Source organism: Streptomyces sp. NPDC002851 (assembly GCF_053591935.1).
On record NZ_JBSFUT010000021.1, the window covers coordinates 1 to 26006 of the forward strand.

Annotated in this window: 16 protein-coding genes and 2 pseudogenes; 7 read left to right on the forward strand and 11 right to left on the reverse strand. The window is 70.8% G+C overall.

What is annotated here, in order from left to right:
- The 4 genes from ACWD10_RS22185 to ACWD10_RS22200 all read left to right on the forward strand — a co-directional run.
- On the forward strand, positions 1-1183 hold a 1183-nt coding region (locus ACWD10_RS22185), incomplete at its 5' end, for a family 43 glycosylhydrolase (protein ID WP_451093551.1).
- Positions 1180-2655, forward strand: coding sequence for an RICIN domain-containing protein (locus ACWD10_RS22190; protein WP_451093553.1), 1476 nt, complete (start codon positions 1180-1182; stop codon positions 2653-2655). The genes ACWD10_RS22185 and ACWD10_RS22190, both read left to right, overlap by 4 nt.
- 241 nt (positions 2656-2896) lie before the next feature.
- A complete protein-coding gene (locus tag ACWD10_RS22195) occupies positions 2897-6679 on the forward strand; it encodes an nSTAND1 domain-containing NTPase (RefSeq protein ID WP_451093555.1) in 3783 nt (1260 codons plus the stop codon).
- 157 nt (positions 6680-6836) lie between these two features.
- Complete coding sequence (locus ACWD10_RS22200; RefSeq protein ID WP_451093557.1) at positions 6837-8276, forward strand: polysaccharide deacetylase family protein; 1440 nt, start codon at positions 6837-6839, stop codon at positions 8274-8276.
- Positions 8277-8305: 29 nt separating this feature from the next.
- Here ACWD10_RS22200 and ACWD10_RS22205 read toward each other — a convergent pair.
- The 3 genes and pseudogenes from ACWD10_RS22205 to ACWD10_RS22215 form a co-directional block, all read right to left on the reverse strand.
- Positions 8306-8844 (reverse strand): annotated as a pseudogene (locus ACWD10_RS22205) (GNAT family N-acetyltransferase).
- A gap of 45 nt (positions 8845-8889) precedes the next feature.
- Positions 8890-9387, reverse strand: coding sequence for a DUF2690 domain-containing protein (locus ACWD10_RS22210; protein WP_451093752.1), 498 nt, complete (start codon positions 9385-9387; stop codon positions 8890-8892).
- A gap of 228 nt (positions 9388-9615) precedes the next feature.
- Positions 9616-10131, reverse strand: a complete 516-nt coding sequence (locus ACWD10_RS22215) for a hypothetical protein (protein ID WP_451093559.1) — start codon at positions 10129-10131, stop codon at positions 9616-9618.
- Between the two features lie 187 nt (positions 10132-10318).
- Here ACWD10_RS22215 and ACWD10_RS22220 point away from each other — a divergent pair, with 187 nt between their 5' ends.
- On the forward strand, positions 10319-11728 hold the full coding sequence (locus ACWD10_RS22220) for a cellulase family glycosylhydrolase (RefSeq protein WP_451093561.1): 1410 nt from the start codon (positions 10319-10321) through the stop codon (positions 11726-11728).
- A 209-nt stretch (positions 11729-11937) separates the two neighbouring features.
- On the opposite strand, the gene ACWD10_RS22225 is transcribed toward ACWD10_RS22220, so the two are convergent.
- Positions 11938-12723 carry an SDR family NAD(P)-dependent oxidoreductase gene (locus ACWD10_RS22225; protein ID WP_451093563.1) on the reverse strand — a complete coding sequence of 262 codons (786 nt, stop codon included), beginning with the start codon at positions 12721-12723 and terminating at the stop codon, positions 11938-11940.
- Positions 12724-12900: 177 nt separating this feature from the next.
- Here ACWD10_RS22225 and ACWD10_RS22230 point away from each other — a divergent pair, with 177 nt between their 5' ends.
- Entirely contained in the window at positions 12901-13488 is a 588-nt protein-coding gene (locus ACWD10_RS22230) for a TetR/AcrR family transcriptional regulator (protein WP_451093565.1), read from the forward strand.
- A 5-nt stretch (positions 13489-13493) separates the two neighbouring features.
- Here the strand turns inward: ACWD10_RS22230 and ACWD10_RS22235 are convergent, their stop codons facing one another.
- The 7 genes from ACWD10_RS22235 to ACWD10_RS22265 are packed head-to-tail and all read right to left on the reverse strand — an operon-like array spanning position 13494 to position 25238.
- Complete coding sequence (locus ACWD10_RS22235) at positions 13494-15449, reverse strand: glycoside hydrolase family 127 protein (protein WP_451093567.1); 1956 nt, start codon at positions 15447-15449, stop codon at positions 13494-13496.
- A complete protein-coding gene (locus tag ACWD10_RS22240; protein WP_451093569.1) occupies positions 15446-17464 on the reverse strand; it encodes a glycoside hydrolase family 31 protein in 2019 nt (672 codons plus the stop codon). The genes ACWD10_RS22235 and ACWD10_RS22240 overlap by 4 nt, the downstream gene beginning before the upstream one ends.
- A 4-nt stretch (positions 17465-17468) precedes the next feature.
- Positions 17469-18287, reverse strand: a complete 819-nt coding sequence (locus ACWD10_RS22245; RefSeq protein WP_451093571.1) for a carbohydrate ABC transporter permease — start codon at positions 18285-18287, stop codon at positions 17469-17471.
- The gene (locus tag ACWD10_RS22250) at positions 18284-19273 is read right to left on the reverse strand and encodes a carbohydrate ABC transporter permease (protein WP_451093573.1); all 990 of its coding nucleotides are present in this window, start codon (positions 19271-19273) and stop codon (positions 18284-18286) included. Before ACWD10_RS22250 ends, ACWD10_RS22245 begins: the two co-directional genes overlap by 4 nt.
- 22 nt (positions 19274-19295) lie before the next feature.
- Complete coding sequence (locus tag ACWD10_RS22255; RefSeq protein WP_451093575.1) at positions 19296-20567, reverse strand: sugar ABC transporter substrate-binding protein; 1272 nt, start codon at positions 20565-20567, stop codon at positions 19296-19298.
- Entirely contained in the window at positions 20564-21619 is a 1056-nt protein-coding gene (locus tag ACWD10_RS22260; protein WP_451093577.1) for a LacI family DNA-binding transcriptional regulator, read from the reverse strand. Before ACWD10_RS22260 ends, ACWD10_RS22255 begins: the two co-directional genes overlap by 4 nt.
- A gap of 40 nt (positions 21620-21659) precedes the next feature.
- Positions 21660-25238 (reverse strand): LamG-like jellyroll fold domain-containing protein, encoded by a 3579-nt coding sequence (locus ACWD10_RS22265; protein WP_451093754.1) that lies wholly within the window; start codon positions 25236-25238, stop codon positions 21660-21662.
- 325 nt (positions 25239-25563) lie between these two features.
- Here ACWD10_RS22265 and ACWD10_RS22270 point away from each other — a divergent pair.
- A pseudogene (locus ACWD10_RS22270) lies at positions 25564-25995 on the forward strand (SRPBCC domain-containing protein); the annotation flags it as partial.
- Positions 25996-26006: the final 11 nt, after the last annotated feature.

The following is a 26006-nucleotide window of genomic DNA, read 5'->3' on the forward strand; positions in this document are numbered from 1 at the left end:
GCTGCTTTCCGCGTACGCGCCGACCGGGACGTCCGTGACGGACGCGACGGCGGAGGAGCAGAAGGGCTATGCGACCGTCACCGAAGCCTCGTCCAAGGTCGTCCTGCCGATGCGGCCCGACACCGACCTCAGCAAGGTCGCCCCGCGGTTCGCGCTCGCCCCGGGGGCCCGGATCAGCCCCGCGTCAGGTACCCGCCGCGACTTCCGTAAGCCGCGCACGTACACGGTGACGGCCGCCGATGGCACCACGCGCACCTGGACCGTCGAGGCAATCGCGATGCGCAGCCCGGTGCTGCCCGGACTGAACGCCGACCCGGATATCCAGCGGTTCGGCGATCGCTACTGGATCTATCCGACGACGGACGGCTTCCCGGGCTGGAGCGGCACCCGCTTCGCGGCGTACTCGTCCGACGACCTGGTGAACTGGAGCGGCCACGGGACGGTGCTCGACCTCGGGCCCGATGTGAGCTGGGCCGAGAGCCGGGCATGGGCGCCGGGTGCGGTCGAGCGCGACGGCAAGTACTACCTGTACTTCTGTGCCGAGCAGCAGATCGGCGTCGCGGTCGCGGACTCCCCCGCGGGCCCGTTCAAGGACGCGCTGGGTAAACCCCTGGTCGCCAAGGGGCAGTTCTCGGGCCAGATGATCGACCCGTCGGTGTTCACGGACGATGACGGCCAGGCGTATCTGTACTGGGGCAACGGGCGCGGGTACGTGGTGCCGCTGAACGATGACATGGTGTCGTTCGACCCCGCGAAGGTACGGGACATCACCCCGGACAACTTCCGTGAGGGCGCCTTCGTGGTGAAGCGGCAGGGCACGTACTACTTCATGTGGTCCGAGGACGACACCCGCAGCGAGAACTACCACGTTGCCTACGCCACCGGATCGAGCCCGCTCGGCCCGTGGACCAAGCGCGGCACGATCCTGCAGAAGCGGCTCGAGTACGGCATCAAGGGCACCGGCCACCACTCGGTGGTGCGCGCCGCGGGGACCGATGACTGGTACATCGCCTACCACCGCTTCGCCGTGAACGGTCCTGGACGCCCCGGCGGCGACGGCACGCACCGCGAAACCACCCTGGACCGGCTCGAGTTCGCCCCGGACGGCACGATCAAACCGGTCGTCCCGACCCTCGAGTCCGTCGATCCGGTGAAGCCGGTACGTGAAGGTGAGGCCTCGTGAGAACGCTGCGCCTGTTCCTGTACGCCTGCTGCCTGGCCATCGTCGCGGCGCTGCTCTCCGCCGTGCCCGCGGGCGCGTCGCCCGGAGCCGCACGGGACAAGTCCCCTGAGTCCCCTGAGTCCGCGAAGCCCATCGCCGCCGTGACCGTCACGAACGGCACTCAGTTCACCGACACGTCCGGCGGCCCGCTGCACGCGCACGGCGGCGGCGTCCTCAAGGTCGGTGCGTACTACTACTGGTTCGGGGAGAACCGGAACGCCGACAACACGTTCCGGTACGTCTCCGCGTACCGCTCCAAGGACCTGAAGAACTGGGAGTTCCGCAACCACGTCCTGACCGAGGCCACCGACCCGGAGCTCGGGACCGCCAACATCGAACGCCCCAAGGTGATCTACAACCAGCGCACCGGGCAGTTCGTGATGTGGATGCACAAGGAGAACGGCGTCGACTACAGCCAGGCCCGTGCGGCCGTGGCCACCTCGTCGACCGTCGACGGCGACTACACGTGGCGCGGCTCCTTCCGGCCGCTCGGCGCGCACATGTCCCGGGACATCACGCTCTTCACGGACTCCGACGGCACCGGCTACATGATCTCGGCCGCGCGCGACAACTACGACCTGCACATCTACCGGCTCACCGACGACTACACCCAGGTCTCCGAGCTGGTCGCCAACCCCTGGCCGGGCGGCCGCCGGGAGGCTCCGGCGCTCTTCAAGCGCGGCGACGTGTACTTCATGCTCACGTCGGGCGCCACCGGCTGGAATCCGAACCAGCAGCAGTACGCCACCGCCCGTTCGCCGGAGGGCCCGTGGAGCGCGATGCGGAACGTCGGTGACGCGACGGCGTACGGCTCGCAGACCGCGTACGTCCTGCCGGTGCAGGGCGATCGGGCCACCTCGTATCTGTATATGGGCGACCGGTGGGGCAATTCGTTCGGGCAGAAGGTCAACGACTCGCGGTACGTCTGGCTGCCGCTGGCCTTCCCGACCGCCACCACCATGTCCATGGACTGGTACCCGGAGCTGGAGATCGACACGGCCGCCGGAACGGTCACCGGCCGCGGTGGCCCGTACGAGACACTCACCGCCCGGCACAGCGGCAAGTGCGCCGACGTGCTCAGCCAGTCGCTCCAGGAGGGCGCGGCCGTCGCGCAGTACACCTGCAACGGCGGCGGCAACCAGAAGTTCTGGTTCAAGGAGCTGCCCGACGGATACGTCCGGCTGATCGCCCGGCACAGCTCCTTGTGTCTGACGGAGAGCGCGAGCGGCACGGTGGAGCAGCGGGCCTGCGCCTCCGGGACGGCCGGGCAGGAGTGGCGGGTCACGGAGGCCGCGGACGGGTATGTGACGCTGGCCTCCCGGGTGAGCGGCAAGTGCCTGGACGTCGCCGACGAGTCGATGGCGAACGGGGCCCGGCTTGTCACCTGGGACTGCACGGGTGGCCTCAACCAGCAGTGGAAGCGGGCGACTTGATCCCTGAACGCCATTGAGCTCGATGCCGCTGGGCCACTGGGCCGCTGGGCCGAGGAGCACATCACCGAGGTGCTCGTGGCATGTGAGAGCTACGCCGCCCGCCAGTGATCTTCCTGGCCTTCTTACCGCATCGCCGAACGGACTCCGTTCTCAAGAGGCGAGCCGGAATTGTCTCCGAAGAGGCGGAAACGTAGGTTGTCCGCCTGTCCGGCCGCGGTTGAAGGGTGAAGGGTGCTGCTCGATGGGACGTCGCGAGAAACCGGTTGATCCGGACGCCGGTCCTATACCGCGCCTCGCGCACGAGCTGCGCCTTCTTCGCGAGAAGGCCGGAAAGCCGCCCTATCGGGAGATGGTCAAGCGGGCCGGATACTCGACGACCGCACTGTCCCAGGCGGCGGCCGGCGACCAATTGCCCACCCTGGCGGTGGTGCGGGCGTACGCCGAGGCGCTGGACGCCGACCCCGAGGAGTGGGAGGAGCGCTGGCGGCAGGCGGACGCCGAGGTTCGGGCGTCCGCGGCGGACGAGAGGGCACCGTATCGAGGCCTTGCCCGCTTCGAGCCCGACGACAGCGACGTCTTCTTCGGCCGGGACAAGCTGGTCGCCGAACTCCTTGGCCTGGTGCGCGAGTATCGGTTCGCCGCGGTCTTCGGCCCCTCCGGCAGCGGCAAGTCCTCGCTGCTGCGAGCGGGGCTGATCCCGGCCCTTCGACAGGGGCCGGGCGCCGCCCGACCCGCGGTCATCCGGGTGCTCACCCCGGGCGAACGGCCTGCCCGCACCCACGAGTCGGCGCTCCTCGCGCAGGACGGCGACCAGGACACCTGGGTGATCGTCGACCAGTTCGAGGAGCTGTTCACGCTCTGCCACGACCGCGCGGAACGCGACCGGTTCCTGGACCTGCTGCTTACGGCCCGGCGACCGGACAGTCGGCTGCGGGTGGTGCTCGCGGTGCGCGGCGACTTCTACGGCCACTGCGCCGCCCACCGGGACCTTGCCGAGGCGGTCAGCCAAGCGAATCTGCTGGTCGGCCCGGTGAACGGCGACGAGCTGCGGGACGTCGTCACCGGCCCCGCGACCGCCGCGGGACTCAACGTGGAGCGAGCCCTGACCGCCCGGATCATCGACGAGGTCACCGATCGGCCGGGCGCGCTGCCGATGCTCTCGCACTCCCTCCTTGAGACCTGGCGCCGCCGCCGCGGCCGCACGCTGACGCTGGCCGCATACGAGGAGGCGGGCGGCGTACGCGGGTCGATCGCCGCCACCGCCGAGCGGGTCTACGGCGACCTCGAGGAGAGCCAGGCCCGTACGGTCCGGCGCATCCTGCTGCGGCTGATCGCCCCAGGGGACCGCACGGCCGACACGCGCCGCCCGGCCTCCCGGTCCGAGCTGGGGCCCGATGCGCCGGACGTCCTGGAATGTCTCGCCGCCGCCCGCCTGGTCACTCTGGACGGCGATACCGTCGAACTCGCCCACGAGGCCCTGCTCACCGGCTGGCCGCGCCTCGCCGGCTGGATCGAGGAGAGCCGGGAACGGCTGCGCGCCCAACGGAGCCTGGACGAGGCCGCCCACGCCTGGACGGAATTGGACCGCGACCCCGGCGCGCTGTACCGGGGCACCCGCCTCGACCGCGCCGAGGAGCTGTTCGGCAGGCAGCCGGAGAACCCGGCGGAACCAGAGAAGGGGGCCGATGACCTCACCCTCCTCGAACGGGACTTCCTGACCGCCTCGGTCGCGGCCCGCGACGCCGAGCGGAACGCCGAGACGCGCACCGCCCGCCGCACCCGCGCGCTCACCGTCGGTCTCTCCGTGTTCCTCGTGCTCGCGCTGGCCGCGGGGCTCGTGGCCTGGCAGCGCAACCAGGTGAGCGAGGAGGAGGCCGCCAAGGCCGCCGCTCGCCGCCTGGCCACCGTCGCCGACAGCATGCGCTCCACCGACCCGCGCACCGCCTCCCTGCTCGGCGCCGCCGCGTGGCGGATCGCTCCGCTCACCGAGTCCCGCTCGGCCCTGCTCGGCGCGCTCGCCCAGCCGGAGCGGGACGCCTTCACCGACCCGCGGAGCGGCAAGAACGCCCGGCGCTTCCTCGCCGACCAGGGCCGCACCCTGCTCAGGGCCGAAGGCGGCCGCGTCACCGCCTGGAACGTGGCCGACCACCGCCGCACCCATACGTATCGCCTGCCCAGCGACGTGGAAGCGGCCGACGTCGGCCCCGGTGCGCGGTTCCTCGTCCTGAGCGCGGCGGGCGGCGACACCCTGTGGAACCTCCCCGAGGGGAAGCCGGCCGCCGACCTGGGCGATGCGGCGCTCGGGGCGACCGCTCCCGACGGAAAGGCGTACCTCACACAGCCGCTCGACGGACCGGGCCAGGTCCGGGTCCGGCGCACGGACGACGGCAAGGTCCTCTTCAGCACCGGCATCTCCCGCGACCTGACGACCGCGGCCCTCAGCGCCGGCGGACGTCTGGCCGCAGTCTGCCTCGCCGACGGCTCGCCCCAGGTGTGGGACACCGCGCACGGCAAACGGCTGTCCGGCGCCTGGGACAAGGCGGACGGGACCGTCTGCGGTACCGGCTCGGGGGCGGACGGCGGGGACCGCGTGCTGCGCTTCAGCGCGGACGGCAGGCGGCTTGCCCTGGCCCACGGGACGTCGGCCACCGTCTGGGACGTCCGCATCGGGCGGGTCGTCGCCGACTTCACCAGTGGTGGCACCACCGGCTTCACCGAGGCCGACCTCGCTGCGGACGGAGAGTTCCTGGCCACGGCCGACGACCAGGAGATCTCCGTATGGCGCCTTGCGGCGGGCGGCGTGCAAGTCTGGCGCCGACCGCTGGCGGGCGCGGAGGTCCGTGGGCTGACATGGACCCCGGACCAGGGCCGCCGCACCCTGCGCTACCTCGACCGCGCGACCGTCCACACCGTCGACCTCACCGACCGCCTCGCCACGCCCTGGCAGGACACCCCGGCCGACGCGACGGCCCTCGCCCCGGACGGCAGCGCCCTCGCCACCGCGACCCGGTCGGGGGACGGCTACCGCTTCGAACTGCGCTCCACCGGCACCGGCGCGGTCCTCGCCCGCACCACGCTCGGCCAACTGCCGAGCCACTCCGGAGACGAAGCGCCGCTCCTGTCCTTCAGCCCGGACGGCCGTACGCTCGCCGTCGCCGACACCACCTCCTCCGGCGGCTCCCTACGGCAGCGCTTCACCGTGTGGGACGTACGGGCCCACAAGGTCCGTACGTCGTTCACCACCTCCGGAGCGGCCGACCGGCCCGTGTCCGCGATCGCCCTGGGCCCCGGCGGCCGCACACTCGCGGCCGTGCGCTCCACGGGCGACGGCGAGGCGGCGGAGCTCTGGGACACCCGGACCCGGCGCGGCCCGAAGACCCTGCACAGCCTCTTCGGGCAGGTCGTGGCCATGCGGCCGGACGGACGGCTCCTCGTAGGCTCCGCCGACCAGTACGCCGACGTACCCTCCGGCAAGGTCACCGGGTGGGCGCTCGCCGACGACCGCCAGGTCACCGCCCTCGCCTTCAGCGCCGACGGCACCCGGCTCGCCGTCGGCGACTCCACCGGGCACGTGACCCTCTGGGACGGCGACCTGCGGCACGCCTCGGGGGTACTGACCGGCACCGCCGACACCGCGCCGGAGAGTGCGGCCGAGGCCGTGCAGGCACTCGCCTTCTCCGCCGACGGCCGCACCCTCGCCGTGGGAGGAGCAGGCGGCACTCTCCGGCTGTGGGACACCACCGGGCAGCAGCGCCTCGGCGGCGACCTGCCCACGCCCGGGGACGAGATCCGCTCCCTCGCCTTCAGCCGGGACGACGGCACGGTCTACGCCAGCGGCCCGAACGCGGTGCTCCAACGCCATCCCGTCGCCCCCGACGCGGCCGTCCGCGCCATCTGCGCACGCGCCGGTGGCGGACTGACCCGGGCGCAATGGCGGACGTACGTCCCCGACGCGCCGTACCAGCAGGTCTGCCCGACAGCGCCCGGAAAGGGCACAAACCGGGGCAGAGTGCCGCCGGAGTGAGCCACGAAATTGTTCACGGTGACTCCGGGCCTCGCTGAAAAACGCCCCTGACCAGAACGATCAGAGACCACAACGGCCGCGGCGTCCCTCGTACGCCGCGGTCGGCCGGCGTCCGGACCGTGACGCCCGGCAGTCTCCGATCTCCAGGTTCTGGTTCATGCGCTCTCACACCCTGCTCCCCTCACTGCTGCTGCTCGGCTCTCTCACCTTCACGGCAGCCTGTTCATCCGGAACGTCCGGCTCCGCGGGCACGGCACACACCGACGCGCGGCCCGGACCGTCACCGTCCCCGGCCCGGACGGTCGACCCGTCGAAGATCAAGGGTCTGAACATCGTCCACGACAGCAGCGAGACCACCTCCTGCCCCTTCGCGACCAGCTACCCGGACGTGCCCGGCGCCAAGGCGATGACGGCAGCGATGAAGAAGGACGTGGAGGGGCGCCTGACCCCCTACCTCGCGGGGCCCTGTGCGGTTGACGCGGGCGGCATGGAAGGCCGCGACCTCAACATCAGCCACCGGTTCCTGGTCGCCTCCGGCGATGTCCTCGGGGTACGGCTCACCACGCGGGACCCCAGCGTGGCCGGGTCCGGCCTTTCGAGCAGGACGTACTGGTACGACGGCAAGGCCGACGCCTATCGCACGGCCCTCGGACTCGTGGCCGAAGGCTCTCGGGACGCCTTCCTCGCCGCCTTGAAGGATCAGCTCAAGGGCCGGGAGGGCGTGAATGCCGCCACCCTGGACGACGCCTTCTCCAGCCCCCAGGACCGCACCGCCGTCCTGGACGACATGGCCTTCACCGCCGACGGCGGACTGCGGGTGGAGTTCGACCGCGGCGAGATCGGCGCCCCCGCCGCCGGGTCGTTCACGGTGATCGTCTCCAAGGAGGCGATCACCCCGTGGCTGTCCGCGTTCGGCAAGCGCGCCAAGGAGCAGACCGTGAGCCCCAGCGACGCCCTTGACCTGGGCGCGACCCACACCCCCACTCCGGCCGTCCCCAGCCACACCGACTCCGGCGACGACGACACCGACTGCAAGAGGGTCAAGTGCATCGCCCTCACCTTCGACGACGGGCCCGCCGTCCCCGAGACCGCGACCCTGCTGACCACACTCGCCCAATACAAGGCGCGCGCCACGTTCTTCACCGTCGGCCAGAACGTCGCGGCCCACCCCGACCTCGTCCGCGCCGAGGCGAAGGCCGGTCACGAACTCGGCAATCACTCCTGGAACCATCCCGACCTCACTCGGCTCACCCCTGAACAGGTCGCCGGCCAACTCAACCGCACCAACGCCGCCATCAAGGCCGCCACCGGCAAGGCCCCCACGGTCTTCCGCCCGCCCTACGGCGCCATCAACCAGACCGTCCGGAAGGCCACGGCCCTCTCGCCGGTGCTGTGGGACATGGACACCGAGGACTGGAAACACCGCGACTCCGCCAAGGTCGCCCAGTCCGTCATCACCAGGGCCCGGGCCAATGACGTCGTCCTCCTGCACGACATCCACCCCACCTCGGTCGCGGCCGTCTCCGAGATCCTGCGCACCCTCACTGCCCGCGGCTTCCATTTCGTCACCGTCAGCCACCTGCGTGCCACATGGTGATAGCGAGCGGTACGTACCAGGGTGTCCACCTACGGGCGCATGGCGACTTCGAAGTGCACGACCCGCGAGCCGCCGCCCGGCTCCTCGCGCTCGTCGCACACCACTTTGCCAAGGGACCGCCAGAAGTCCTCGGCACCGGGCACCGCCGGGTCCGTATGCAGATACACCGACCGGTAGCCGCCCTCCGCGGCCGCGAAGTCGAGGAGTTCGCCGACGAGGCGCCGGGCGAGTCCGCGCCGCCGGTGCTCGGGGCGTACGTATACCCGCCGGAGTTGGGCCGTCTCGCCGGAGGGGAAGCGCTCGGCGACCCAGCGCGGGTTCGGCGGGTGGGCAGGGCCCCGGGAGTCCAGTGCCGCGGTGGCTACGACGTCCCCGTGCGGGTTCACGGCGACGAGCAGCGTGTGGCGGGACGGTGTCAGATACGCGCCCTCGAGGTCGACGATGTCGGCATGCCAGCGCGGTACGTAGCCCGTGCCGAAGTCGTGGTGGACGGTGTCGAGCATGACGGCGTGGGCGGCACCCACGTCGTCGGGGTTGCGGGCCTGATGCTGTAGTCGCGCACTTGCATATCGTACGCAAGAGGCCTGGACGGAGAGGACCGACGGTCTGCGGCTCATGGTGAGCCGCCAAGCCGCCACCTCCCCCTGTTCACCCTGCGGCAGGGCGTGTCCTCCGTCACCTCGGCGCAGTACTTCGACCACTGTCCGGTTCTTGAGCTGGCCGTGGTGGGCACCGCGCAGGCCGTCGCGTGGAACGTGTCACCCACCGTGGCCATCGGCGTGAACTGGTCCCTGCCGAATTCGATCACCGCGCTCTGTGAGGAGCCGCCCTCTACCTGGACGGTCACCTGGTCGCCGCCCTCACCCCGGGTGATCCGCCCCCACACCACCCCGCAGTATGTGCTGTAACGCACCTCCAGAGACACGGGGTTGGATCCCTCCGGCCGCCAGCTGACCGCGTCCGCGGCGCACCCTTCGGACTGCGGGTTCTTCCCGTCGCACCCGGCCCCGGGGCATCCGGGCGGCGGGGGCGGTGGCGGCTCGGGGAACATGCGCTCCGCCACGACGGGGGCGACTCCGCCGACGAGCGCGGCCACGACCGCGACGACCATGACGTGCGTGCTGTGGGCGCGCCCCCAACTCCAGGCGACACGCAGCCCGTTCCGCACCTTCGCGAGCAAGGAAGGCCCCCTTCGAGACTGCTGTGGTCCCCGCGTCCAGGCTGCGGAATACACCGACGTCCGGACAAGGTGTGGATCTGCCAACCGGACTGACGCGCTTCGGGCGCACCTTTCGGGCAGCGGAGCCCGAAGCGCCGCCGGGCGTGCGTCACGTCAGTTTCAGTCCGCCGTACTCCCCCACGCCAGGGCCGCCGCCGTGCCGGGCAGCCAGCCCAGAGCCACGCCCCACAGCACCCCGAACGCCGCACCCGCCAACGGCAGTCCGAGCCAGCCCCACGAGCTCGCCTCCACCATCCGGGCCGCGACCAGGCCCCGCCACGCACCGGCGGTCGCCGCGCCCACGACGAGGGCCGCCCAGCCCGCGGCCAAGCGGCGCCACCGGCGCGCGTCCGGCCGTTTGCGCATGTGCCGCCGTACCGCCCCGACGGCCACCGCGATCAGGAGCATCGCCGCGAAGTTCTCGCTCAACTGCCAGGCCAGGCTGGTGGATCCGAGCGGAAGGAGCCGCAGCCCCGGCAGCGCGAACGGCACGCCGAGCGCGCTCGGTACAACGGCCAGCCCGGCGCGCGCCGTAAAGGCGGTCAGGACCGTGCCGCTGCCGTGCAGCAGGACGAGCAGCAGACAGGCCGCGGCCACGGCCACGGCGGGGTCGATGCGGATCTTCGACGCGCGCATGGCCGGTCACTGTAGAAGGGGAACGGCCGCCGCGGCAGGGGTCCGCGGCAAGAAAGTGAACATTACTCAGCTCTATCGGGCGCGGCCTCGACGATCTACGATCCGTGCCATGGGGAGCGCTGCAGCGGGCGACGCAACACGCAGAGGCGGCGCATGTCGGCGGTGGCCGAGGCGAGGGCGACGCGCCGTGGTCTGCCTCGTCGTGCTCGGCGTCGCCGCGGCGTTGCTCGTGGCCGTGGGGCCCGAGGGTGCGGGCAGTGCGCGGGCCGACACCGCCTCCGGGCACCGGTGGATCACCGACCGGCAGGGCCGGGCCCTGGTGCTGCGCGGCCTGTCGACCGCGAGCAGCGCCAAACAGGCGGCGGACGGCATGCCGTGGATCGCGGAGCGGGACGTGGAGCGTGAACGCCGGGCGCTCTCCACGAATTTCGTCCGCTTTCTGCTCCAGTGGCGCAAGGTGGAGCCGAGCCCGGGGACGTACGACGAAGGCTATCTGCGGGATGTCGCGGAGCGCGTGCGCTGGTACGGGAAACGCGGCTATCACGTCATGCTGGATATGCACCAGGACCTGTACGGGCCCGCGACCAGCGGCAACGGCGCCCCGAAGTGGGCCACGGAGACCGACGGGTTCAGGTCCGCGCCGCAGGATCCGTGGGAGCTCGGCTATGTGGAGCCGGGCACCTTGCGGGCCTTCGACCACTTCTGGGGGACCAGCGACGGAGGCCGTGACCTGCGGCGCCACTACGCGGACGCCTGGCGCCACGTCGCCCGCCGCTTCGCCGACGACGACACCGTCATCGGCTACGACCTGATGAACGAGCCTTGGGGCGGATCCGTCCAGGGCCCGGCCTTCGAATCCGGCCCGCTGGCGCGGCTCTACCAGGACACCATCGACGCCATCCGCTCCGTCGACCGCGACCACTGGCTGTTCGTCGAGCCGTCGGCGATCGGCGCCAACTGGGGTTTCGCAACCGGCTTGCCGCGCCTGACCGACCCCCGCGGCAGCGGCGACGCGGCCCGCATCGCGTACGCGCCGCACCTGTACCCGCTGCCCATGGACCTCGGCGGGGGCTACACGAGTAAGACGCGCGAGCAGGTCGACACCACTCTCGCGGCCTGGCGCGAGCAGACGGAGCGGACCGCGCGGCGGCTCGGGGCGCCCGTCATCATCGGCGAGTTCGGGCTCGACGTGAACCTGCCGGGGGCCATGACGTACGTGGAGCGGGTGCAGCGGATGGCCGACGAGATGGGCGCCGGGATCGCGTACTGGTCCAACGACCCCGGCTCCTGGGCGCCTTGGGAGGGCGACGGCAAACCCACCCGCCTGCTGCCGGTACTTGACCGCCCCTACCCGCGCGCCATCGCCGGCGACCCGGTGGCGTACGTCTGGGACGCGGCGGGGAAACGGCTGACGGTGCGCTGGCGGGGCAGGCCCGCGGTCACGGGAGGAACTGAAATCTACCTCCCTGAGCGCCACTTTCCCGACGGGGCACGGGTCTCGGGCGGCCACCAGGAGTCCTGGAACCCCAAGACCCGTACCCTCACGGTTTCTTCGGGCCCGGGCATGCACGACGTAGGGATCACGCCGCGCGGCTAGGTCGTGTCCGGCGGATCCTGGCGCCTGCGGTGGGCTTTCTCTCCTACCCGCCCCTTCCCACAACTGGGGCTCCGCCCCAGACCCCTGGGGGGCCAGAGGGGCGAAGCCCCGGCTGGGGGTTCGAGGGCGAAGCCTCTATGGGGGCTCTAGGGCCTGTCCGCAAACTCCCGTCGTCGCCCGTGCGGCAGGTGGGAGTTTACGGACAGGCCCTAGGCCGCCTTGACCGCCCCACCGTCAATCACGTGGTCCGCGCCCGTCGTCGCCGCGGCTAGCGGGGAGGCGAGGTAGGTGATCAGGGCCGCGACCTCGTCCGGTTCTACGAGGCGGTCGATGAGCATGCCCACCGCTGCGGGTACCCCTGCCAGGAACTCGGCGTGTGGGACCCCCACGGATGCGGCCAGTTCCGCGCCGTACCCGTCCGGGCTCTCCCACATCGCGGTGCGGACCGGTCCGGGCGAGACGGTGTTCACGCGCACGCCCTTCGGGCCGAACTCATGGGCCAGGGCCTTGCCGAACGCGGTGAGCGCGGCCTTGGCCGTCGCATAGGGGATGGGGCCTCCGTGCGGTTCGATGGCGCTGATGGAGGACACGTTGACGATGGCACCGCGCGCGGTGAGCAGGGCGGGCAGCGCGGCGCGGGTGACGCGGACGGTGGCGAAGAGGTTGAGGTCGACCACCTCCGCCCACTGCGCATCGGTCAGTTCGAGGAAGCCGCCCGTCATGCCGCCGTCGCCGCCGCCGACGTTGTTGACCAGGATGTCGATGCCGCCGCCCAGCTCGGCCACGGCGTCGTTCACGAGGCGCTCGGCCCCGGCGGGGTCGGACAGGTCCACCGCCATCGGTATCGCGCCGACTTCCTCCAGTTCCGGGGTGGGCGTGCGGGCCGCTGCGACGACGCGTACGCCCTCAGCGGCCAGGGCTCGGACGGCGGCCAGTCCGATGCCGCGGCTCGCGCCCGTGACCAGAGCGGTCTTGCCGTGCAGGTGCAGATCCATGGTGATCCTCCGGGTCTTCGGGTCTTACGGGTCCTTCAGGACAGAAAGCGCGTCGCTGCCGACGCATAGAACCTAGAACATGCGTCACATGTGTTGCAACTCTTTCGGGAGTTGCCACATGGACGTACCCTCATGACGTCACGACCACCACCACAGCCGGAAGGACCCGCACCCCACATGGCGACCCCCGCCTCCAACAAGCCCCTGCGCGCCGACACCGAGCGCACCATCCGCGCGATCCTCGAAGCCGCCGAGCGGGTGCTCTCCGCCAACCCTGCGGCCAGCATGGAGCAGATCGCCGGGGCCGCGGGGGTCGCGCGGACCACTGTGCACCGGCGGTTCGCCTCGCGGGACGCGCTGATCACGGCCCTTGCCGCGTGGGCGACGCAACGGTTCCATGACGCCGTGCAGGCCGCCCGGCCGGAGACCGCGCCGCCCGCCGTCGCGCTCTACCAGGTCACCGCGAACGTGCTCCGGGTGAAGGTCGGCTGGCGCTTCGCCATGGGCGGTCTGTCCACCGACACGCCCGAGGTCGCGCGCGTACACGCCGAGGTACTGGCCTCGTGCGAGCGGCTGTTCGCGCGTGCCCGGGACACCGGCCTGCTGCAGGCCGATGCCGACCTCGACTGGGCGCGCCGCGTCTACTACGCCCTCATCCATGAGGCGGCGGCCGAGGCACCGGACACCGACGCCGCCGTGGACGCACTCGCCACGCGGGTCGTCGACACCCTGCTGCACGGCCTCAGCCGACCGGCCACCTCCTGAGCCGATCAGTCCGGGCGCCGCGCCGGAAGCCAGACCCGCATCGCGGTCGGGGCGCGCTCGGCCCACCGGTGGTACGGGATGAGGGCCAGGTCCAACTCCCTTGCACCGTCGGGCGATTCCGGGCGGGTGGGCGCCGCACCGTAGGGCCAGGCCGGAGCCTCGGCGTGTGATGCGGTGAAGGCACGGACTCGGACGTGACCGTCGACGTACACCGGCTCAGTAGCGGCGTCGACCGTGATGTCGTCGAGCCCGGTGCCATCCGGCAGGTCAAGGGACTCCGCGCAGTACACCAGCGGCCCGCGCTCGACGGCGACGCAGCCGCGGACGGCGTCGATGCGGGGGTCCGGCCAGGTGTAGCGCGGGGGTGTGGGGAGGTGGAGTTCGATCTTCTCGCCGGGTACCAGGACACGGTCCACTTCGGCGAGGCCAGGGGCGACGGTGCGGTGACGGCCGCCCTCGTCGAGGGTCGCGCCATGGGCCCAGGAGGGGACGCGGAGGCGCAAGGCCGCAGGGCGATCGGGGGCGCGCACCACGCGCACGGTCACGTGGCCGTCATCCGGGTAGGCCGTCTCGATCTCGATCTCGAGCGTGTCGCCATCCCCGACTTCACCGTCCCCGACTTCGCCGTCCCCGACTTCGGCGGTGATACGCCCGGCCGCGTACTGCAGCACCGTCAGTTCCCGCTCCCCCGCCGTGGCCAGGTAGGTGTGCCAAGTCGCCAGGGTGCGGGCGACGTTGGTGGGGCAGCAGGAGACGTCGAACCACGCGGCGCGGGAGCCGCCCTCGGCGCGTGGGCTCACCTGGTCGTCGTCGGACGGCTCTCCGGCCGTGCGCTGGTGCAGCGGGTTGGCGTAGAAGAAGGCGCGGCCGTCCGCGCGCGGGGAGGCGGCGATGACGTTGAAGGCGGTGCGTTCGATGAGGTCGGCGTAGCGTACGTCGCCGGTGGCGAGGTGGAGGCGCCAGGACACCATGAGGGAGGCGACGCCCGCGCAGGTCTCGCAGTAGGCGCGGTCCGGGGGCAGCTCCCAGTCCTCGCCGAAGCCCTCGTCCTGGTGGCGGGAGCCCATGCCGCCGGTCAGATAGGTGCGCCGGGCGACCGTGTGCGTCCACTGGCGTTCGATCGCGGCGAGCAGCTCGCGGTCGTCGCGCTCCACCGCGACGTCGACGGCGCCCGCGGTCAGGTACAGGCAGCGCACGGCGTGACCGCGCCAGACCTCGGCCTCACGAAGGGGCAGGTCGTCCTGGAAGTAGCCGCGGCCGAGCGGGATGTCCTTGAGGGTGTGGTGACCGCGGCGTTCGAGGAAGAGCCGGGCCTGGTCGAGATAGCGGCTCTCGCCGAGGGCGCGGCCGAACTCGGCCAGGCCGAGCTCGATTTCGGGGTGGCCGCAGATGCCCGTACGGCCTGCGGGGCCGAAGGTCGCGCAGACGTGGTCGGCGGCCCGGCGGGCCAGGGCCACCAGGTCGTCGGCGCCGGTGGTGCGGAGCCGGGCGACGGCCGCCTGGAGCAGGTGGCCGATGCAGTACAGCTCGTGGCCCCACTCCAGGTCGCTGTAGCGGGGTGCTTGCCGCGTGTGGCCGTAGCAGGTGTTGAGGTAGCCGTCCGCGTCCTGGGCGCGGGCGATGCGCGCGGTCAGGCGTCGTACGGCGGTGTCGTGGCGGGGGTCGCCGGTGCGGCCGTACTCCCAGGACAGGGCCTCGATCAGCTTGTAGACCTCGGAGTCGGAGAAGCACCAGCCGGGCCGGTCGGGTGCGGTGGTGCCGTCGGCGACGCGGTCGAAGTTGGCGAGCCAGCCGAGGCGTTCCATCCACTGTTCGCAGTGGTCGAGGGTCGCGGTGGCGTTGGTCTCCTGGAGCCTCGCCCAGAAGCCGCCGTCCAGCGTCACTTCTCCCAGGCCCAGGGGGCGTCGGGTGCCGGAGGTGGGGATGACGGGTCGGCCGCCCTTGGGGTCTGAGCCGGTCACGCGTGTGGTTCCTCTCGCAGAGCCAGTAGTACGTCGGCACCCTCGCGGGTGAAGACGGGGATACGGTCGAGGGGTGCGGTGGCCACCACGGTGGTGCCGCCGTCGTGCGGTTCGCCGGTGGCGGCGTCGGTCCAGCGGCTGCCGGACGGGAGATAGACCTTCCGGTAGCGCTGCCCGGCGCGGGCGATGGGTGCGACGAGGATGTCCGGGCCGAAGAGGAACGCGTCGTCACACTCCCAGGCGCCCGGATCGTCCGGGTGATCCACGAACAGCGGCCGCATCGGCGGCAGTCCGGTGCGCGCGGCGGTGTCCATCTGCCGGTGGATGTAGGGGCGCAGCCGTTCCCGCAGGTGCAGCAGGCCGGAGATGATCTCGTACGCCTCGTCGCCGTACGACCAGATCTCGTTCGGCCCGCCGGACTGCGCGTACGAGGTGGGGGTGCGGGGTTCGCGGTCGCCGTGCAGCCGGAACAGCGGGCAGAACACGCCGAATTGAAACCAGCGGATCATCAGTTCCCGGTAGGCGGGGTCGCGTGCGTCGCCGCCGTGGAAGCCGCCGATGTCGGTGGTCCACCACGGGATGCCGGAGATCGCGACGCTCAGGCCCGCGCGGATCTGCTGCCGCAGGGACTGCCAGGTGGCCGGGATGTCGCCGGACCACACCGCGGCCCCGTACTTCTGCGCCCCGGCCCACGCGGAGCGGCACAGCAGCACCGTCTGCTCGCCCTCTGCGGCCATGGCCTCGGCGAACAGGCGGGCGTTGTCCCGCGGGTAGATCCCGGCGACCTCCGCGCCCGGGCCCGCGTACAGCGTCAGGTTCGCCGGGTGGGCCGGGTTGAGCTCGGGCTCGCAGGCGTCCAGCCAGAAGACTCTGATGCCCAGGTCCCGGTAGCCCCGGCGGACCAGGTCCCAGACGTGGGTGCGGGTCTCGGGGTTGGTCGGGTCGTAGAAGGTCACCGGCATCGGGGCGGCCATGTGCTTGTCCTGGATGGTCTGGTGGAACTCGACGCCCTGGTCCGTGCCGACGAGCAGGCCGCGGTCGCGGTACTGCGCGAAGTGCTCGGACAGCGGGGAGACGGTCGGCCAGATGGACACCATCAACTCCACGCCGAGCTCGGCCAGTTCGTCGACCATGGCCTTGGGGTCGGGCCATTCGTCCGGGTCGAAGCGGTAGTCGCCCATCGCCGTCCAGTGGAAGTAGTCCGCGACGATGACGGACAGGGGCAGGCCGCGGCGGCGGTGTTCGCGGGCGACGGCGATGAGTTCGTCCTGGTCGCGGTAGCGCAGCTTGGACTGCCAGAACCCGCTGGCCCACTGCGGGAGTTCGGGGCTGTGGCCGGTGGCGTCGGCGTACCGGGCGAGGATCTCGGCGGGTGTGGGGGCCGCGGTGAGCCAGTAGTCGATCTCCCGGGCCTGGCCCGCCTGCCAGCGCGTGGCGTTCTCCGCGAACTCGACCCGGCCGAGCGCCGGGCTGTTCCACAGCAGGCCGTAGCCGCGGTCGGAGAGTACGAAGGGGATGGACACCTCGCCGTTGCGCTGGACGAGGTCCAGGGCCAGGCCCTTGAGGTCGAGCCGTCCGTGGGTGCGCTGGCCCATGCCGTACAGGCGCTCGCCGGGGTGGGCAGCGAACTCCTGGTGCACCTCGTACGCGCCGGAGCGGTTGCCGTGGAAGACCCGGGCCCCGGGCATCCAGAAGTGTTCCCGGCTCTCGGCGAGGAGTTCGGCGCCGGTGCTTGTGCGGGTGAAGGTGAGCAGCGGCTCGGGGTAGGCGGCGGAGCGGTCGAAGCGTATGTCCACGGTGAGGTCGCCGTGGACGAAGCTCGCGTCGTCCCCGTCGACGTCGATCCGCGGCGCGGGAGACGGCGGGGGCTCTTCGAGCGCGCCGTGGCTCTCGGCCGGGATGCGGTACTGCGCGGCGCGTACGCGGACGCTGTCGGGGCCCCATGCCTGGAGGGTCAACACCTCGTGGCGGTGGCGGACTTCGAGGGTGGTGGCGGACGGGTGGTAGGTCACCATGGGTTCAGTCCTTCACGGCACCGGCGGTGACGCCGCCGGCGACGAAGCGCTGGGCGACGACGAGGAGCACGGCCGCGGGCACGGACGCGACGACGGCGGTCGCCATGATCGAGTTCCATTCGGTGGTGTTGTTGCCGATGTACGCGTAGATGCCGAGGGTGACCGGGATCGCGTCGGCGTTCCGGCTGAGCGTGGAGGCGAAGACGAAGTCCGACCAGGCCCACAGGAACGAGAACAGCGACACCGTCAGTACGGCGTTCCGGCCCAGCGGAAGCACCACGGACACGAAGGTCCGCCAGGTGCTCGCACCGTCGATCCGGGCGGCCTGCATCAGCTCGTTCGGGATGCCGGACATGAAGGCGGAGAGCACGAGCACGCCGAACGGCACGGCGATGGTCGAGTCGGCGACGATCAGTCCCCATACGGAGTTGAGCCAGCCGAGCCGCACGTACACGGCGTAGAAGCCGATCGCCATGACCACGCTGGGGATCATCTGCGCGACGAGCAGAACGAAGCCCACGGTGCCGTTCCAGCGGCGGAGCAGCTTGGCGAGCGCGAATCCGGCGGGTGCGGAGATCAGCAAGGTGAGCAGCACACAGCCCAGGCCGATGCCCAAGCTGGTGCCGAGTGCGGGGAGTTGGTCGCGCACCACGTTCCCGTACCCCTCGAAGGTGGGGTTCCACGGGAACCAGTGCGGCGGGTCGGCCCGCATGTCCTCGGTCCGGGTCAGGGAGACGTTGACCATCCAGTACACGGGGAACAGCATCAGCGCGGTCAGCAGGATCCCCAAGGCGGTCTTCCATCGGGTCGTGCGGGTCGTCATGACCGCTCCTCCCGGTTCTGGCGGCGCTGCAGTTGGAGGTAGACGAGCCCGAAGGCGAGGGCCATGAGGATGAGCAGGTTGCCGACCGTGGCCGCGGGTGAGAAGGCGGGCTGTCCGGTGCCGAAGGCCTCGCGGTAGGACCAGACCGCCAGGGTGGTGGAGACGTTGCCGGGGCCGCCGGTGGTCATGACCCAGATCACGTCGACGACCTTGAGGGTGTAGACGAGGCCGAGCAGCAGGGTGATCGCCGAGACGGGGCGGAGCAGCGGGAACGTCACCCGCCAGAACTGCCGCCAGGCGTTCGCGCCGTCCAGGGCGGCCGCCTCGTACAGGTCGTCCGGGATGTTCTGCAGCCCGGCGTGCAGGATGACCAGGTTGAACGGGATGCCGAGCCAGATGTTCGCGATGATCACGGAGGTCAGGGCCCAGTCCGGGTCGGTCAGCCAGTCGATCCGGCCGATGCCGAAGGCCTCCAGGGCGGCGTTGACGATGCCGCTGTCCCCCGCGAGCATCCACGCCCAGGTCGAGCCGGAGACGATCAGCGGAAGCAGCCACGGCACGAGGAACAGTGCGCGCAGCAGCCCGGAGAGCCGGAAGCCCGTCCGGAAGAACACGGCGAGGGCGAGGCCGATCGCGTACTGCGCGGCGATCGAGACGAAGGTGAACAGGAGCGTGTTGCGCAGGGCGAGGCCGAAGGTGTCGGAAGTCAGGACGTCCCGGTAGTTGGCGAGGCCGGTGAACTCGGCGTCTCCGACGACGAAGGCGCGGACGGTGTAGTCGTGCAGGCTGAGTTCGAGGTTCCGGTACAGCGGATAGGCGTAGAAGATCAGCAGGTAGGCGAGGAGCGGGGCGAGGAACGCGAGGCCCGCCCACTGGGTGGAGCGGATGCGCCGGTGCAGCGGCGGGCGTGGCCGCGGGGCGCCGGGCGGCGGTGCGCCGTCATCGGCGCGGTCCGCGGCTGCGCCCGTCTCGGTGGTCACGGTCATGGTGCTGTCCTCCGGACGGCGTTCAGCCGGCGTCGTTCTCGGCGGCCTTCGCGGTCTTCTGGGTCTGCCTGAGGGCGTCCTTGGGCTTCTGGGAGCCGCTGAGGGCCTTCTGTACGGCGGTCCAGAGGGGTTCGGAGATCTTCGGGTAGTCGGTGCCGAGGTTGTCGCCGGTGCGGCCCCGCGCGGTGCGGACCGCGTCGACCCAAGGCTTCAACTCGAGCTTGTCCTGAAGGAGTTGCTCCTGACCGTCCTTGGTGGGCGGGATGTAGTACGCGAAGGTCTTGGCCGTTTCGACCATGCCCTTCGGGGTGGTCATGCAGCGGGCGATCTTCTTGGTGACGTCGTAGCGTTCGGTGTCCTTCTGGACGGGCGCGGTGATGAACTCGCCGCCGGTGGGGGCCGGGGCGGCGCCGCCGTCCTTGCCGGGGATCGGGATGACGCCGGTCGGGAACTTCGCCTCGGCGGCGCTGTTGACCTGCCAGGTGCCGTTGACGGCGAAGCCGAACTGGCCGGTCAGGAACTCTTCCCAGGTGGTGTTCTGGGAGTTGTTGAGCACCGATGCGGGGGCGTATCGCTTCTCCCGCCAGCCGGTCCACAGGTCGAGCGCTTCGGTCGCCTGCGGCGAGTCGAGGTGGCGCAGGTCGGCCCCGGCTCCCCAGAACCACGGCAGGAACTGGAAGGAGCCTTCCTCGGTGCCGATCGCGGCGAAGGTGATGCCCTTCTTCCCGGCCCCGGTGACCTTCTTCAGTGCGGCGGTGAGCGAGTCCCAGTCCTTGATGGAGGCGGGGTCGACGCCCGCGGCGTCGAGGACGTCCTTGTTGTAGAAGAGGCCGAGCGTATTGACGCCCACGGGGATGCCGTACGCCTTGCCGTCCACGACCCCGGCGGAGAGCAGGTTCTTGTCGATGCCGGTGGTGTCGAGGCCGAACTCGTCCATCGTGGTGAGCATGCCGGTGTCGGCGAGCGTGGAGACGGCGGGGTTGTCGAGCAGCATCAGGTCGGGCGTCGTGCCCTCCTGGGCGGCGAGCAGCGCCTGGTTGGTGAGAGCGGTGGTGTCGTACGCGGTGCGCTTGATGGTCACCCCGGCTTCCTTGCCGCACTTGTCGACCCGCTTGGCCCAGCCGGACGCCTCCTTGTGCTGCGGGTACGGGTCCCACCAGGTGTAGGTGTCGGCGGACTGGCCGCCGCCGGAGCCGCCGACATTGGAGGAGCAGCCCGCGAGGGCGAGGACGGTGGCGCCGAGCACGGCTATCGCGCGGGCGGACGCGGGTGCGGTTGGCTTGGTGCTTGTCACGGGTTTTCTCCTTGTGCGGATGGGGTCCTTGGCACGGCGGGCGGCGGTCCGGTACTGCCGCGGTCGACGAGCTCGGGCGGGATGAGGCGCAGCACGTGCGGCGCATGGCGGCCGCGCGCGGGGACGATGCGGCGCACCAGCTGGTGCACGGCCAGTTCGCCGAGGAGGTCCGGGGCGCTTTCGATGGACGAGAACGGCAGTGAGAAGTGGCGGGCGAATTCGTCGGAGTACCGGCCGACGACGGACAGGTCCCGGGGCGCCTCGAGCCCGCGGGCGTGCAGGACGGACGGCAGGGCGGCCGCGGCGGCCTCGTTGTTGAGCAGGAGGCCGGTGGCGTCGGGGTGGGCGTCGAGCAGTGCGTGCAGGGACCGTCCGACCTCCGGCTGCCGGGCGGCGCCGAAGACCGCGTGCAGCCGGATGCCGCGGGCCTCGGCCTCTTTGCCGACCGCGTTCTGCAGCCGCCATACGTAGGCGCCGCCGCGTTCCACGACGTGTTCGGGCTGCGAGACGAGGATCAGTTCGCGGTGGCCGTGCCGGGCCATGTGGTCGACCATCAACCGTCCGGCCGCCTCGAAGTCGAGGTCGAAGACGTCCACGCCGGTGCAGTCACCGGGCAGCCCGACGAGGGCGCCGGGCTGCGGCGCGGCGCGCAGCAGCGGCAGCCGGGCGTCGTCCTGCGCGACGTTGAGCAGGACGACGCCGTCGACCATCCGCGAGGAGGTGATCCGGCGCAGCGCGCGGGCCCCGTCGGCCTCGGTGACGAGGAGCGTGTCGTAGCCGAGGGTCCGTGCGGTGTCGCTGACGCCGCGGATGTACTGCAGCATGGCCGGTGCGAACTCGTCGTCGAAGAACTGGGCGAGCAGCCCGATGACCTTCGTCTCCGCGGTGGCGAGCGCACGGGCACCGGCGTTGGGGGTGTAGCCGAGCTCGCGGGCGGCCGCGCGGACGCGTTCGCGTACGTCGTCGGAGATGGAGCGCTTGCCGGAGAGTGCGTACGACGCGGTGCTGCGGGAGACGCCCGCGGCGCGCGCTATGTCGCCGATCGTGACCATGCTGCCTTCCGTGGTGCTTGGTGCTTGGTGCGTGGGGTGGTTACGGCCGGGCCGCGAACTTCGCGATCGTGATCTTGTCGAGGATGGGGGCGTTCCGGGAGCGGAGCAGGATGCCCGGGAACGTGTCCGACGCGTAGGTCTCGCCGTCGAAGTTGGGCAGTTCCTCGGACGAGAACCGGATCGTGTTGTCACCCTTCTTGAGCCGTACGGGGACGGTCAGTTCCCAGAAGTTGTTCTCGTGGAACGAGTGCGGGAACAGGGTGCGGCGCGGCTTCTCACCGTTGACGGAGATGTCCGCGGGCCGGGCGAGCGGATCGGGGTTGTAGTGGGTGGCCTCGGACTGCTCGGGGTTGGAGTAGCGCACCCGCATCGCGTACAGGCCCTCTTCCGCGGTCTTGACGTGGAACGTCGCGGTGTTGCCGTTGCCGGGCTCGCCGCCGATGCCGTGCACCGCGGCGCCGTCGCTGGCCAGGGACAGCTTCTTCGGTTCGGCGGATCCGGCAAGGTCGGCGTCGCTGGCCTGGTGGACGGTGGGCTTGAGGGTTCCCGTGGTCTGCTCGACGGTGAGGTGGTCGACGAGCGTCGTGCCGGTCTCCCCGGTGACGGTGATCTGGTTGACGCCGCCGGAGAGGGAGACGGCCACCTTCTGCTCGGCCGGTGTGACGGGCAGGGTGTCCTGGCCGTTCACGGTGAGCCGGGCCCGTCCGGTGCCTCGGGTCGCGAGGTCGAGGGTGGCTTCGGCGTCGGCCGGTGAGTACACCCAGAAGGTCGCGCTGTCGCCCTGACCCAGCTCGGCCGCGCCCGCGCCGGTGACGCCGTCGAGGCCGTAGACGGGGCGCGCGCCACCGCCGAGGGCGGCCAGCTCCCCTTCGTAACGCGCCTTCTTGGCCTCGGGGTTGGGCAGGCTGAGCGTGATCCGGTCCACGATCGCGTCGCCCTTGGTGGCGCCCTTGCCGTCGAGGATCTTGGCCGAGAGGGAGATCTTGTGCTTGCCCTTGGTCAGCTTGACCTTGGTGTCGGTGTGGTCCCAGACCACCCACTTGTAGCCGAGCGGCAGGAAGAGTTCCTGTTCCTCGGCGCCGTCCACGGTGAGGAACACATTGGTCGGCCCCTGCTCCTTGACCTTGTCGAAGGTGTTGAGCGAGTTGGCGAAGACGCTCAGGTCGTAGGTGCCGTCCTGCGGTACGTCCACGGTGAAGTCGAGCTTCACGTCGGAGTCGGTGCGCAGGCCGCCGACGTCATAGCCGCCGGAGGTGTAGAACTTCGACACGTTGGACGGTGAGCCCTCGGGACCGTTCTTGCTGTAGCCGGAGCCGGTGTGCGCGGCGTCCTCGGCCTCGTATCCGGCCTCCCACAGGGTGGTGGGGTTCGCGTCCTGGGAGGCGCCGGCGCCGGGGGCGAGCACGATCTCGTACGCGGACGACTCCTTCAGCTTCGGCAGCCGGTCGTCGGCACCGAAGTCGAAGGCGACCGAACCGTCCTCGCCCACCTGCGCGTTGGTCTCGCCGATCAGCTTCGGCCGCGGTGAGTCGCCGATCTGCCCGGTCCACGGGATCTCACGGATCCAGGCGTGCACGGTGTCCCCGAAGACCTCGCCCGGCACGTGGTCGAAGCGGATGTGCCCGCCGCCGTTGGAGCCGCCGAACAGGAGCCGTGCCTGGCGCTTCTTCTCGTCGAGGGAGGCGACGCCCTGCATGGTGTAGCTCTCGCCGGGCAGCGGCGGGCTCACCTGGACGGTGCGTCCTGTCATGCTGCCGTAGGCCTGGTAGAGCCACCACTGGCCGTTGCCGCGGTTCGCCTGGACCGCCGAGTCGGAGAGGTTTCCGTCGATGTTCCAGTACGCGATGTCGGCGTCCACCTTGGACTCCTCGATCGCGGAGATCCACTGGACCATCTGGCCGGGCACCGAGGTGTGGTAGTTGTACGCGTACTCGTTGATGTTGATGGGCAGTTCGGTGCCCTCGTACGCGGTACCGGCGAAGATTTCCTTCTCCCAGCCGCGGTACTTCCGCACGCTGGTGCGGATCTGCTCCGGGTGGCTCAGCTCGTGCCAGGTCATGACCTCGGGCACGGTGTCGGCCTGCACCGCGTGCTTCAGGAACCCCTGGACCTGGTCGAACAGCACACTCGTGTTGGGTCCCGCGATGCGGGCGTCCGGCATCTTGTCCTTGATCAGCCGGTTGACGTCGTCCCAGGCGGCGAAGTAGTCGTCCGGCTTGTCCAGCCAACTGGTGCCGTTGTAGCTCCACTTGCCGGTGCCGAACATATTGCCCTCGGGCTCGTTGAAGGGCACGAAGACGATGTTGTCCTGGTACTTCGCGGGCAGCTGAAGGACCTGGTCGACCTGCTTGGCGAGCTTCTCCTTGTAGATCCTCATCTTCTCCGCGGGGGTGTCGCCCTCCCATTCGTAGGGGAAACCGCGGTGGATGTCCGTCATGTAGACGTAGACGTCGCCGTCGGTGCTGTCCGCGAGCGGCTTGACGACCTCCAGGGCATCGGCGCCCGGGTGCTGCGGACCGTCCTGCGCCTTGGTGGCGACGGTGCGCAGGTTCATGCCCTTGATCAGGTTGTTCGTCGGTACGTCCGGCCCGTAGAGCCCGTAGAGGGTGCCGGACGCGCCGCCGTGGAACGCGCCGGTGTCCTTGCCGAGATCGACGGCGAGCTCGCCCTCGCGGACCACGGTGACCTTCGCGGTCACATCCCGGCCCCCGGCCTTGCCTGCGACGCTGAAGGACCCTGGCTTCGCGTACGCGTCCGGGTCCACGGCCTCCCAGTCCGCGGCGACGTTACGGTCATAGCCGTCGGAGTAGGTGGCGCGCACCGTGGCGGGCAGATCGGGCGCGGTCCCCGTGGTGGTACGTATCTCGAAGGTGTCCTTCGTCAGCCCGGTCAGCGAGGGCGTCTCGCCCACGGTCTGTGCGACCTGTTCGGCCGTGAGGGCGGAGTGGTAGACCGCGAACTCGTCGACGGCGCCCGCGAACAGCGGGTCCGGGTAGAAGGACTTGCCGATGTACCCGGCGAACGTGCCGGAGCCTTGCAGGAGTTCACCGGCGCTCACCGTGGTCTTCGCGGAGGCCACGGCGACACCGTCGAGGTAGGTGGTGACCCGGTCGGCGCTCGTGTCCAGGGTGACGGTGAGCGTCTTCCACTTCTGGTCGGGCAGCGCCGCCGTCCCGTGCACCTGCGCCTCGCCGCCGCCACCGGAGGTGGTGACGGCGGTCCGCAGTCGGCCTTCGCCGTCGTACGGCGTGCTGAACAGGTACCGGTCGGTGTCCGTGCCGAGCGCGTAGATCCACTGCCAGGGTGCCTTGCCGCCGTCCCACCGTACGCGGGCCGAGACCGTCAGATCGGTGGCTCCGGCCAACGCGCCCTTGGGCACTCGGACATGGGCGCCGTCGGAGTCGGCCGCACCGCCGGGAAGAGCGAGCGCCTTTCCACCCGAAGCCCCGTCGACGAGTCCCGCACTCTCTCCGTTCACCAGGGTGCCGCCGAGACCGTTGCCCGAACTGTCCTTGATCTCACCGGAGTTCAGATCATCGTCGTCGAAGGTGTAGGTGAGAACCGGCTCCGGCAGTTCTGCGGCGGATGCGGTCCCTGTCACCGGCGGGCCCGCAGTCATGACGCCGACCCCGAGGACGACGGCCAGCGCCACCGCCAGGCCCGCACGGACCTGCCCTCTCGTATGTCCCTGCCGTGCTCTCCGTACCACCATCGTTGCGGCTCCTGTGAGGTCTCTTGTGTCGCCGTATCGCGGGCCGCTGTCGAACCGGTTCGACAGCGCGGCTCCCAACACACCTGGCACGTTCGATATTTCGAATGACATTCCAATGATCGAACGCGAACCTAGAGCGAGGGGTACGGACCGTCAAGACTCCGCGCAAGGCGAAAAGCAGACGGGACGGAGCGCTTGGACGAACGACGGTGCCGGAGTGCAGATCTGACGCCACTACCTCAATCCCGTACCGCTCCATGAGATTCAGGAGCGGTGGATCGACAAGTTCGAGCGTCCGAGGCTGCGGGCGCTCAGCGCACTGAAACAGAGAGCTGAGAACGCCATGTCCGACAGGTCGGATTTCGCCTACACCGCCTACATCGAGGCCACTGCGGAGAAGGTCTGGGAGGCCCTGACCGACCCGGAGATGACCGCCGCCTACTGGGGCCACAGCAACGTCTCGGACTGGCAGCCGGGATCGTCCTGGGAACACCGCCGCACCGACGGCTCGGGTATCGCCGACGTGGTGGGCACCGTCGTCGAGGCGGAGCGCCGCGAAGCCGCGGGCGGCTGGTCGGCGGTGCTTTCCAACCTCAAGACCTACCTCGAGACGGGCAAGCCGCTGCCCCTGCCGATGTGGGGCGGATCCGGCGAGCGGAGCTGAGCGCCGCCGGT